This is a genomic window from Nonomuraea soli (assembly GCF_013761175.1).
Taxonomy (GTDB): domain Bacteria; phylum Actinomycetota; class Actinomycetes; order Streptosporangiales; family Streptosporangiaceae; genus Nonomuraea; species Nonomuraea soli.
The window spans coordinates 1,069,470-1,079,641 of sequence record NZ_JACDUR010000004.1 but is presented as its reverse complement, the minus strand read 5'-3'; the positions used below and the strand labels follow the sequence as shown (position 1 = coordinate 1,079,641).

At 70.5% G+C, this 10,172-nt stretch carries 10 protein-coding genes and 1 rRNA gene; 2 read left to right on the top strand and 9 right to left on the bottom strand.

From position 1 onward, the window contains the following. Positions 1-60 (bottom strand): 16S ribosomal RNA (locus HNR30_RS23540); the annotation flags it as partial. Positions 61-557: 497 nt separating this feature from the next. On the opposite strand from HNR30_RS23540, the gene HNR30_RS23535 reads away from it, so the two are divergent. Next, a complete protein-coding gene (locus HNR30_RS23535) occupies positions 558-1,610 on the top strand; it encodes an AI-2E family transporter (protein ID WP_181612088.1) in 1,053 nt (350 codons plus the stop codon). 11 nt (positions 1,611-1,621) lie between these two features. Further along, positions 1,622-2,419 (top strand): helix-turn-helix domain-containing protein, encoded by a 798-nt coding sequence (locus HNR30_RS23530; protein ID WP_181612087.1) that lies wholly within the window; start codon positions 1,622-1,624, stop codon positions 2,417-2,419. Positions 2,420-2,602: 183 nt separating this feature from the next. Here the strand turns inward: HNR30_RS23530 and HNR30_RS23525 are convergent, their stop codons facing one another. The 8 genes from HNR30_RS23525 to HNR30_RS23495 are packed head-to-tail and all read right to left on the bottom strand — an operon-like array spanning position 2,603 to position 10,000. Further along, complete coding sequence (locus tag HNR30_RS23525) at positions 2,603-3,457, bottom strand: hypothetical protein (RefSeq protein ID WP_181612086.1); 855 nt, start codon at positions 3,455-3,457, stop codon at positions 2,603-2,605. Between the two features lie 47 nt (positions 3,458-3,504). Next, positions 3,505-4,707, bottom strand: a complete 1,203-nt coding sequence (locus HNR30_RS23520) for an ABC transporter permease (protein ID WP_181612085.1) — start codon at positions 4,705-4,707, stop codon at positions 3,505-3,507. Further along, entirely contained in the window at positions 4,704-5,420 is a 717-nt protein-coding gene (locus HNR30_RS23515) for an ABC transporter ATP-binding protein (protein WP_181612204.1), read from the bottom strand. Before HNR30_RS23515 ends, HNR30_RS23520 begins: the two co-directional genes overlap by 4 nt. Beyond that, the gene (locus tag HNR30_RS23510; protein WP_312894582.1) at positions 5,420-6,436 is read right to left on the bottom strand and encodes a peptidoglycan-binding protein; all 1,017 of its coding nucleotides are present in this window, start codon (positions 6,434-6,436) and stop codon (positions 5,420-5,422) included. Before HNR30_RS23510 ends, HNR30_RS23515 begins: the two co-directional genes overlap by 1 nt. Next, positions 6,433-6,954 carry a hypothetical protein gene (locus HNR30_RS46880; RefSeq protein ID WP_220133832.1) on the bottom strand — a complete coding sequence of 174 codons (522 nt, stop codon included), beginning with the start codon at positions 6,952-6,954 and terminating at the stop codon, positions 6,433-6,435. The genes HNR30_RS23510 and HNR30_RS46880 overlap by 4 nt, the downstream gene beginning before the upstream one ends. Before the next feature lie 24 nt (positions 6,955-6,978). Continuing rightward, complete coding sequence (locus HNR30_RS23505; protein WP_181612083.1) at positions 6,979-8,364, bottom strand: sensor histidine kinase; 1,386 nt, start codon at positions 8,362-8,364, stop codon at positions 6,979-6,981. Beyond that, a complete protein-coding gene (locus HNR30_RS23500) occupies positions 8,361-9,023 on the bottom strand; it encodes a response regulator transcription factor (RefSeq protein ID WP_181612082.1) in 663 nt (220 codons plus the stop codon). Before HNR30_RS23500 ends, HNR30_RS23505 begins: the two co-directional genes overlap by 4 nt. Before the next feature lie 35 nt (positions 9,024-9,058). Continuing rightward, complete coding sequence (locus HNR30_RS23495) at positions 9,059-10,000, bottom strand: serine hydrolase domain-containing protein (RefSeq protein WP_181612081.1); 942 nt, start codon at positions 9,998-10,000, stop codon at positions 9,059-9,061. Positions 10,001-10,172: the final 172 nt, after the last annotated feature.

Genomic DNA, 10,172 nt, shown 5'->3' with positions numbered 1-10,172 from the left:
TTGCATGTGTTAAGCACGCCGCCAGCGTTCGTCCTGAGCCAGGATCAAACTCTCCATAAAAGGATTATTCGAAACCCAGCAACAAATGCCTAGAAATTCTAGACGAGGTGTTGCAAGAAATAACTCTTGCACTGGCTTTTAAACACACTGTTGAGTTCTCAAGAAACGGACGCGAACACCGTCTGCACTAGCCCGGGGCGCTTCGTTCCGTTATGTCTTAATTCTCTCAGGCGGCCCAGTCTCTGTCAAATTGACTCGGACCGATTCACCTGCGGGAATTTCGACCGCCCCGTTTCCGGGGCAACCCCTCTAACTTACCAGCCTTTCAACCGATCCGCGAACCGATCTCCAGACCACCGAGTCTGAGGGAGCCACCGCCACACGCGCAGCACCGCCACCACCAAGGGAAGGGAGTTGCGCCGCACGACGTCGGCTTAGAAAGATTAGCAGCGCTCCCGAGTGCTCATGACGACTTCAAACCATGAACTGGCCACGAAACGATCACGACACGCCTGCCGTACGCCCTGACTCGAAAAAGCGGGTATGTCACGAGAGTGATGGCTGTTCAGGCACTGCCCAGAGCGTTGATCGTGCTGGTCGGCACTGCTGCGGCAGTGGTGACGCTCTTCGGCATGCGCGAGGTTTCGTCCATTCTGGGGCCGATCGTCCTGGCACTCGTGCTGGTCCTGGCGGTCTCCCCCGTGCGCAACTGGCTGCGCCGGCGCGGGGCGCCCCTGTGGCTGCAGGTCGCGCTGCCGTTCCTGATCGTGGTCCTCGTCCTGCTGGGCATGGTCGCCATCCTGAGCCTCGCCGTCACCCAGCTCGCCGCGCTGCTGCCCGCCTACGCCGACCAGTTCAACACGCTCGTCAAGGAGTCGCAGCTGCTGCTCGCCCGCTTCGGCATCGGCAACGCCCAGCTCGACCAGGCGGTCAAGAGCCTCGACCCGGGCAAACTCGTCGGCTTCGCCCAAGGGTTGCTCACAGGCGTGGTGGGTCTGTTGTCGAGCCTGTTCCTCATGGTCGTCCTGCTCCTGGCGATGTCGCTCGACGCTCCCGTCATGCAGCGCATCTTCGCCGCAGGCAGCCGCAGCAAGCCGCAACTGGTCACCGCACTCGCCACCTTCGCCAGCAAGACGCGGCGCTACCTGCTGGTCTCCACCGCCTTCGGACTCGTCTGCGCCACACTCGACGTGATCGCGCTCTACCTGCTGTCGGTGCCGATCCCCCTGCTGTGGGGCGTGCTGGCGCTCATCACGAACTACATCCCGAATATCGGCTTCATCATGGGGCTGATCCCCCCGGCGCTGCTCGCACTGCTCGACGGCGGGCTGAAGCAGATGATCCTCGTGATCGTCGCCTACTGCGCCATCAACGTCGTCATCCAGTCGTTCATCCAGCCCAAGTTCCTCGGCGACGCCGTCGGGCTATCGACGACGATGACGCTGTTGTCGCTCATCGTCTGGGCGTTCGTCCTCGGGCCGCTCGGCGCGCTGCTCGCCATCCCGCTCAGCCTGCTCACCCGGGCGCTGCTCATCGACAGCGATCCGACGGCCCGGTGGGCGGCGGCCCTCATATCGGGGGACGAACGAATTGTCAGTGAGCCTGGGTAGCGTGGTGAACCATGTACGTGGAGCACGCACCGCCGCCCTCGCTCGCGCACCGGCTGGTGTGCGTGTGGGAGCAGGTGAGCGAGGCCTCCGGCGTGCATCTGGTGGTGCCCGACGGGTGTGTGGATGTGATCTGGGGGCCGCAGGGGCCGCACGTCGCCGGGCCTGACACGGGGCCGATGCCGACGGCGATGGTGCCGGGCGACCGGTATTTCGGGATTCGGTTCCGGCCGGGGGCAGTGGGCGGGGCGCTGGGGTTGCCGATCGACGAGCTGGTGGATCAGCGAGTGCCCCTGCGTGACCTGACGGCGGTGAGCGGCGGCGCGGCCTCCATGCGGGATCTGGCGGCGGTGAGCGGCCCGGCCCCCATGCGGGATCTGACGGCGGCGAGGGGCTCGGCCTCCATGAGGGATCGGGCGGCGGTGAGGGGCGTCGCCTCCGTGGGCGACCTGGCCGATGTGCCGGTGGCGGATCGTTTGCCGGGCATCGCCGCGCTGATTCGTGACACCGCGCCGCCTGACCCGGCGGCGCCCTCGATCGCGGCGGCGCTGCGAGCCGGGCGGTCGGTCGCCGAGGTGGCGTGGGATCTCGGGTTCAGTGCCCGGCAGTTGCACCGTCGTGCGGTGGGCGCGTTCGGCTACTCGCCCAAGGTGTTGCAGCGGATCGTGCGGTTCCAGCGGGCGCTGCGGCTGGCTCGGGGCGGCACCCCGCTCGCCTTGGCCGCCGCTGAGAGCGGTTACGCCGACCAGGCTCACCTCGCGAACGATGTGAAGCGCCTGGCGGGGGTGCCGATGAGCCACCTGCTGCGCTGACCTGCCCTGGCGGCGAGGCGCCGGAAGGCACCGCCGTACGGCAGGCGGCCCACCGGTCAGGCGCGAGGCGGGCGGCCGAGCGGGCCGCCCGTAGCCGATGGCCGCGCTGGTCTGCGGCCGATGGCTGTTCTACGACAGGCGGCTGTTCTACGACAGGCGGCTGTTCTACGACAGGTGGCTGTTCTACGGCAGGCGGCCGTAGGCGTGCAGGGTCTTGAGGCGGTGCACCGTCAGGTACCCCGCCCACTCGTGCCCGACCACCGGTGTCCAGATCGGCCAGTTGGGCACCACCCCTCCATCCCGCGCCAGCATCCCCTCCAACGCGTCGAGATGCCGCTCGATCGTCTCGGGCTCGAACAGGGGCAGCCTGGACGGCGCCGGTGCGAAGTCGAGCGGGAAGTGCGCGTCTCCCGACGCCTCCGGGTCGAAGGTCACCGTGTCGAGAATCGCCCCCTTCAACCGGGTGAACTCCGCCTCCGCCCGCTCCCTGTCGGGCACGAGCTCGAGGAAGGGCACGATCGCTCTGGCCTCGTACGGTGTGGTCTCCTTCACCTGCCCGATCCGCTCCCAGCAGAAGCGGGTCGCCCCCTCCAGCCACGGGTGGGTGATGCCGTGCTTGTGCAGCAGGCCGGCGAGTGAGGCGGTGGGGATGAGGTGTCCCGGCGGGTCGTCGGGGGTCTCCCACCAGGGTGCCCGCCGGGTGGACCGCACGGACGGCAGGACGAACGGGACGCCGCCGTCGGGGGTGGTGATCGAGGCCAGGTAGTCGCAGGCCGTGAGCACCATCGGGTCGTCGAAGGCGTCGAGTTCGTCGAGGATCCAGAAGGCGATCTCGACGGGTTCTGGCTGGCTGGCCGCGCCGCGCAGGTCGGGTTCGAGGGCGTTGCCGAATCCGCCGTCGGGGTTCCGGTAGCACCGCAGGGTGTCGAGGACCCGCTCGCGCGGGCCTTCGCGGAAGAGCGCCTCGAAGCGGTACCTGTCGAGGAGGCGGGCTTGGTCGTGCAGGAACGTCTCGGCTTGAGCAAGCAGGTCTGGCATGTCTCCGACCCTAGTGACGGGCCCGGGCGGGCTCTTGTAGAAATCGGTCATGGTGCCGCCAGCGCCTCGGTGGGTGACATGCGGGCGGCTCTGAGCGCGGGGTAGAAGCCGGCCAGCGCGCCGATCACGAGGGTGGCGACGACGCCTCCCGCCATGGCCCAGAACGGCACGATGGTCGGCCAGTCCTGGAGCGTGGAGTACAGCGAGGTGACGCCGATGCCGAGCACCACGCCGCCGAGGCCGCCCAGTAGCGACAGCAGTGCCGACTCGGTGAGGAACTGCAGGCGGATCTGGCCGCGTCCGGCTCCGAGTGAGCGGCGCAGGCCGATCTCCGCGCGGCGTTCGAGCACGGAGATGACCATCGTGTTGGCGACGCCGACCCCGCCGACGAGGAGGGCGACGCCGCCGAGGCCGAGGAGGAGGGCGTTGAGGGTGGCGTCGGTGGCCTGTTTGGCGGCCAGGACGTCGGAGGGGCGCGAGACCTCGACCTCGTTGGGCGCCTCGGGGTTGGCGGTGGCGGCCAGGACGTCTCGTACGGCCTGCACATGGGCTTCGGTGGCGCGGGTGTAGACCGTGGTCGGGTAGCCGTCGAAGCCGAGCCGTGAGACGGCGACCGGCCAGCCGACGAGGGCGGCCAGGTCGAGTTCCGGTGCGAGTGCGGCGGGGGCGAGCACGCCGACGACGGTGAACCGTTCGCCGCCCAGCCAGACACGCTGGTCGGGTCCTGGACGTTCGACGCCGAGGCGGGCGGCGGCCTTGGCGCCGAGGACGACGGCCGGGTAGTTGTGGGTGGCGGCGTTGAGCCAGGTCCCGGCGGCGACGGCGGCCCCCGTGTCGGCGGGCAGGTCGAGGCGGGCGGCGAGCACGGACACCGAGCCCGTCTGGCTGGCCGGGATGTGCTCGTTGCGATAGACCTTGGCCGGGGTGACGCCGACGGCGGTGACCGTGGTCACGGCGGGGATCTGGGCGATCATGCCTTCGGCTTCGAGCGGCAGGTGGGAAGCCTCGCCGAACAGGCTCTGGCCTGGTGAGACCTTGAGCAGGTTGGTGCCGAGGGCGTCGAGGCGGCGGTTGAGCTCCTCCTGGCTGGAGGCGGAGATGCCGACCACGCCGAGCATGGCGGCGATGCCGATGGCGATGCCCAGGGCGGACAGGAACACGCGGATGGGGCGGGTGCGCAGGCCGGCGCCGCCGACCCGTGCGACGTCGCCCAGGCTGAGCCGGGCGGGGGTGAGCCTGGCGGGGGTCATGGGCCGGCCTCCGAAGCGGGGTGGGACATCGACCGCGAGAGAGACGAAACGGGCCGAGAAGGCGGGTCGAGGATGCGGCCGTCGAGCATCTCGACGCGGCGTGGCAGTGACGCGGCGATGTCGCGGTCGTGGGTGATGATGACCACCGTCGTCCCGCTCCGGTTGAGGTCACGCAGCAGCGCCATCACCCCTGCCCCCGATCGGGAGTCGAGGTTGCCCGTCGGCTCGTCGGCCAGCAGGAGCGCCGGCTCCCCCACCACCGCCCTGGCGATGGCCACGCGTTGCCGTTCGCCGCCGGACAGTTGGTGGGGGCGGTGTCCGAGCCGGTGCTCCAGCCCGACACGTTCGAGCGCGTCGGCCGCCCGTGACCGCCTGGCGCGCAGCCGTACGCCGCTGTACAGGAGGCCGTCGGCCACGTTGTCGAGCACGGGAACCCCCGGGGCGAGGTGGAACGACTGGAACACGAACCCGATCAGCCGGGCGCGCAGCGCCGACAGTTCCCGGTCGGACAGGGCGGCGACGTCGTGGCCCGCGATCCGCACCGTGCCGCCGGTGGGCCGGTCGAGCGTGCCGATCATGTTGAGCATCGTGGACTTGCCCGATCCCGACGGCCCGACGATGGCGACGAGCTCGCCCGGTTCGACCGACAGGTGTACGCCGCGCAGCGCCTCGACCGGCCCGTAGGTCTTGGTCACGTCGTGAAGGGTGACGATCACGAGGGCACCACCACGGTGGCGCCTTCGGGGACGCCGGTGACCTCGACCTTGCCGTCGGCGAACATGCCGGTCTCGACGGCCTGGTAGGTGAGCGCGCTCCCGTCGGCCACCTGCACGCCGTAGCCGCCCTCGGCCAGGGCGACGAGGGCTCCGACGGGTACGGCGAGCACGTCCTTGCGTGTCGCGGCGACGATGGTGACCTCGACGGGCCCGGTGTCGAAGCCGGTCCTGCCGACGGAGAGGGTCAGCTCGACCGTGGTGGCGTCGTCCTTCTGGGTGGCGACCTTGCCGACGTCCTTCACGGTGCCGGGGACGGTGGATCCGTCGGGCAGCTCGACGGTGGCCTTCATGCCCGGCCGTACCAGGTGGCGGTCGGAGGCGTCGAGGGCGACGGAGACCTGCTTGGTGGTGGAGGTGGCGGTGAGCACGGGACCTGCGGTGTGGGCGCCGAGCGCCGCCTTGAGCGAGGCGACGCGCAGGGGCCCGGCGGCGACGACGACGTCGCCGGGCTGGACGCTGCCGGTGACGGGCAGGCCGAGGTCGTCCTGCCACTGCTCGACGGCCTCCGCGGTGGCCCACGTGTAGGAGGAGTCGGCGTCGAATCCGGTGTAGCCGAGCTTGGCGAGGTTGGTCTCCAGGAGCTTGACGTCGTCGCCCGAGACGCCGTCGGCCAGGGTGCGGTAGAGCGGCAGCGTGCCGTACAGCAGGGGCACCCGGTCGGCGTCGACGCTGTAGACGGCCCTGCCGCGGGTGATGGTGGCGCCTTCGGCGGGCAGCCAGGTGATGGTGCCGCCGCCGGTGGTGGTGACGGTGACCGGCGAGCCGTACCCGAGGGTTCCTGAGACGGTCTTGGTGTCGGTGAGTGTGATGCGCTCGACCGTCGCGGTCGCGGGCGGGGTCCTGGCGGGTTCTGCGGTGCCCGGCTGTCCGCCGAAGCCGAGCGAGGCGGCTGCGACGGCGGCGGCGAGCAGGGCGCCGCCCGCGCTCCACGCGAGCAGCCTGGCGCGGCTCACTTCCTGCCCCGCATCGACCCGAGCTCGTCGTTGCACGCCTCCAGGGCCTTGGCGACCTTGGGGTCGTCCGGCTTGATCTTGCCGATCTGCGCCGCGAAGCCGCCCGCGGGGTCGGGGTCGGGCATGTCGACGCCGTTGTCGCGCATGCACGCGGCGAACGCGCGCATTTTCTCCAGGTCCTCCGGGGTGAGTTCCTTGCGGTCGGCGAAGGGGGCGACGTCGCGGCAGGCCTCGAGCGCCTTCTTGAAGGCCGCGGAGTTGTGGTCGACCTTGCCCATGCGGCCGGCCAGGCCCTGGGCGGGGTCGGGGTCCTCCATCGGCACGCCGTTGTCGCGCATGCACTGGGCGAAGACGCGGCCCTGCTCCAGCTGGTCGGCGGTGCCGGTGGCGGCCGGGGCCGCGGAGGTGGCGGTGGCGCCGCTCACGGAGGCCACGCCGCCCGCGGCCTGGGAGGCGCCGCATCCGGCCGTCAGCGACATGCCCATCACGAGGGTCAGGGCGGGAAGGATTCTTCTCATGTCCCCGACCGTGCACGGCCTGCTTCAAAGCGAGCTCGGAGCCGCCTCGACCACAGGTAGGAGTACGCGGAAGCGGCTGCCCTCACCGGGCCGGGTGTCGACGCCGACGGTGCCGCCGTGGGCGCGCGCGATGGCCGCGACGATGGCCAGACCCAGTCCCGCGCCTCCGGCGGCGCGTGAGCGGCCCCGGCTGACGCGGTAGAGCCGCTCGAACAGGTGCGGCACGTGCTCGGGCGCGACACCCGGGCCGCTGTCGGCGACCTCCAGGACGGCGAAGCCGCCCTCGTGCAGCACTCTGACCTCGACGGGGGCGTCGGTGTGGGTGAGCGCGTTGCCGACGAGGTTGGCGGCGACCTGGCGCAGCCGCAGCTCGTCGCCGGGCACGGTGACGGGCTGAAGGGGGCCGGTGAGCCTGACCGATCGCCTTGGGAGGCGGGCGCGGGCGTCGCGGACGGTGTCGGCGGCGATCTCCAGCAGGTCCACGGGTGCACGTTCCAGCGGGCGTTCCTCGTCGAGCTGGGCGAGCGTGAGCAGGTCGTTGACGAGGACGCCCATGCGGGTGGCCTCGTCCTCGATGCGCCGCATCAGCTCGTCGGGTTCGCCGCCGCCGCGCCGGTGCAGTTCGGCGAAGCCGCGCACGGAGGTGAGGGGGGTGCGCAGCTCGTGGGAGGCGTCGGCGAGGAAGCGCCGCAGCCTGGCCTCCGACTCCGTGCGGGCGGCGATCTCCTCCTCCAGCCGGTCGAGCATGACGTTCATGGCGACGCCGAGCCGGCCGGGCTCGGTGCGCGGGTCGGCCTGGCGCATGCGGCGTCCGAAGTCGCCGTGGGCGATGCGGGTGGCGGTGCGTTCCATGCGTGTCAGCGGCAGCAGGCCGAGCCGTACGACGGTGGCGGCGACGAGCCCGAGCAGGAGCAGCACGGACGCGGGGACGACCACGTTGATGACGATCAGCGACCGTTCGGTCTCCTCGACCTGCTTGAGCGACTGGGCGATCACCAGGGCTCCGCCGCCGTCGGGCATGCGCACGGCACGGACCCGCCACGACGGGCCGCCGGTGCCCGGCACTGTGTACGGCTCGCCGAAGCGCGGCTCGCCGAGCTCGGGGCCCTGGCTCCCGGCCGACAGGACCGGCCGCATGGTGCCGTCGGCGTTGAAGAGGTAGAAGCGCAGCTCGTCCCTGAGCCTGTCGCCGAGGACGTCGACGAGGTCGGCGGGCAGGTCCTTGCGCGACGACAACATCAGCGCCGCGGCGGGCAGCGCCGTCGAGGCCTTCTCCAGCTTGCCGAACTGGGCGTCGACGCGCTTGACCAGCTCGCCGCGCAGCAGTGCGATGCCCACCGCGTTGGCCAGCAGGAACGCCACGGTGGTGAGCCCGAGGACGATCAGCACGAGGCGGGCGCGCAGGCTCATGACGGCAGCCGTAGGGAGTAGCCGACGCCGCGCACGGTCTGGATCAGCTGCGGGTCGCCGATCTTCTTGCGCAGGTAGTAGATGTAGGACTCGACGATGCTGGAGTCGCCGTCGAAGTCGTAGCGCCAGACGCTGTCGAGGATCTGGGCCTTGCTGACCACCCGTCCGGCATTGGTGAGCAGGTATTCGAGCAGGTTGAACTCCGTGGGTGACAGCTCGACGGGCGTGCCGCCCCGCCGTACCTCGTGTTTGTCGGCGTCCAGTTCCAGGTCGGCGTAGCGAAGCGGCTCGCCGCGCCCGGCGTCCGGCGCGCTGCGGCGCAGGATCGCCCGGATGCGCAGCACCAGTTCCTCCAGGCTGAACGGCTTGACGACGTAGTCGTCGGCGCCGAGTTTCAGCCCGCGTACCCGGTCGGCCACCGCGTCCCTGGCGGTCAGGAAGAGCACCGGGTAGCGCTCCTCCAGCCGCCTGGCGACCTCGAAGCCGTCGAGGTCGTCCATCATCACGTCGAGCACGACCAGGTCGGGGACGAACTCGCGGGCCGCGCTCAGCGCCTCGGCCCCCGAGCCCGCCGTCCGCACGTCGAACGACACCAGCCGCAGGGTCTCGGCCAGCAGGTCGCGGATGTTCGGCTCGTCGTCGACGACAAGTACCTTCATGAGGCCAGCATGGTCATACGAAGTTCAAGGCAGCATCAAAGCGCGCACATGAGGCGATGCCCGGCGGCGATGGCGGAGCCCGCGTGGCTGGAGTTGAGCTGCACGACGACCACCCGCCGCCGGTCGGGCGTGACCAGGGCGATGCCGCTGTAGCCGAGCAGCATGCCGGAGTGGCTGTGCACCTCGACGCCGCAGGACAGCCTCTCGGTGAAGATGCCGTAGTCGATCGGCGGCAGCGCGCGGTAGAAGGCCGCGATGTCGGCGACGGTGGAGACCAGGCCGCCCGCGCTGAAGTACAACGAGGCGCTGGCGTCGGTGGTCCCGTCGGATCCGTCGAGGTGGGTGCCGTGCGCGAGCCGGTCGGGCAGCAGCGCGGCCGGGAGTTCGGTGTCGGGCAGCCCGAACTCGGCGATCTGCTCCCTGTACGGCTTGCGCGCGAGCTTCTCCAGGATCATCCCGAGCAGGATGTAGTTGGTGTTGGAGTAGGCGAACGCGCCTCCTGGCCTGCCCGGTTCGCCCGCGAAGGCGATGAGCTGCTCCGGCGTCCACTCCTTGAGGTGGTTGCCGTCGGCCGACATGGTGCGGACGAACTCGGTGGAGCGCAGGTAGTCGCGGAGGCCGCTGGTGTGCCTGGCCAGGTCGCCGACGGTGGCCGTGGAGGTGGTGACGCCTGGCAGCAGCCGGTCGACGCGGTCGGTGAGGCTCAGCTCTCCTGCCCTGATCCGTCTGGCGAGGAGCGTCGCGGTGAAGGTCTTGGTGATGCTGGCGATGCGGAAGCGGTGGTCGGTTCGCAGGGGCATGCCCGGTTCTGCCTGCCCCGCCGCGGCCTGCCAGACCTGGCCGCCGTCGGCGACGTAGACGACGGCGCCCGGTGAACCGGCCTTCACCAGGGCCTGGGCCTCGGCCTCGACGGGCACCTGCTTGACGGGGGAACACCCGGCGAGGACCAGCACGAGCAGGAACCGGCGTAAGCGCATGCCTCCGAGATATCACGTTGCGCCGAGACGGAGCGTTCCGTATTGTCTCTCGCATGACAGCATCCACCTGCGCCTGCTTCATTCGTATCCGCCGCGGCCGGGCTCTGGCCCGCTAGGCGGACACCTCAGCTCCGCCTGGCGTGCCCAGGGCCCTTCGAGACCTCCTCTTTCT

Coding starts and splice junctions, on each gene's coding strand:
- HNR30_RS23535 (WP_181612088.1), top strand. CDS start 558: ATGGCTGTTCAGGCACTGCCCAGAGCGTTGATCGTGCTGGTCGGCACT.
- HNR30_RS23530 (WP_181612087.1), top strand. CDS start 1,622: ATGTACGTGGAGCACGCACCGCCGCCCTCGCTCGCGCACCGGCTGGTG.
- HNR30_RS23525 (WP_181612086.1), bottom strand. CDS start 3,457: ATGCCAGACCTGCTTGCTCAAGCCGAGACGTTCCTGCACGACCAAGCC.
- HNR30_RS23520 (WP_181612085.1), bottom strand. CDS start 4,707: ATGACCCCCGCCAGGCTCACCCCCGCCCGGCTCAGCCTGGGCGACGTC.
- HNR30_RS46880 (WP_220133832.1), bottom strand. CDS start 6,954: ATGAGAAGAATCCTTCCCGCCCTGACCCTCGTGATGGGCATGTCGCTG.
- HNR30_RS23505 (WP_181612083.1), bottom strand. CDS start 8,364: ATGAGCCTGCGCGCCCGCCTCGTGCTGATCGTCCTCGGGCTCACCACC.
- HNR30_RS23500 (WP_181612082.1), bottom strand. CDS start 9,023: ATGAAGGTACTTGTCGTCGACGACGAGCCGAACATCCGCGACCTGCTG.
- HNR30_RS23495 (WP_181612081.1), bottom strand. CDS start 10,000: ATGCGCTTACGCCGGTTCCTGCTCGTGCTGGTCCTCGCCGGGTGTTCC.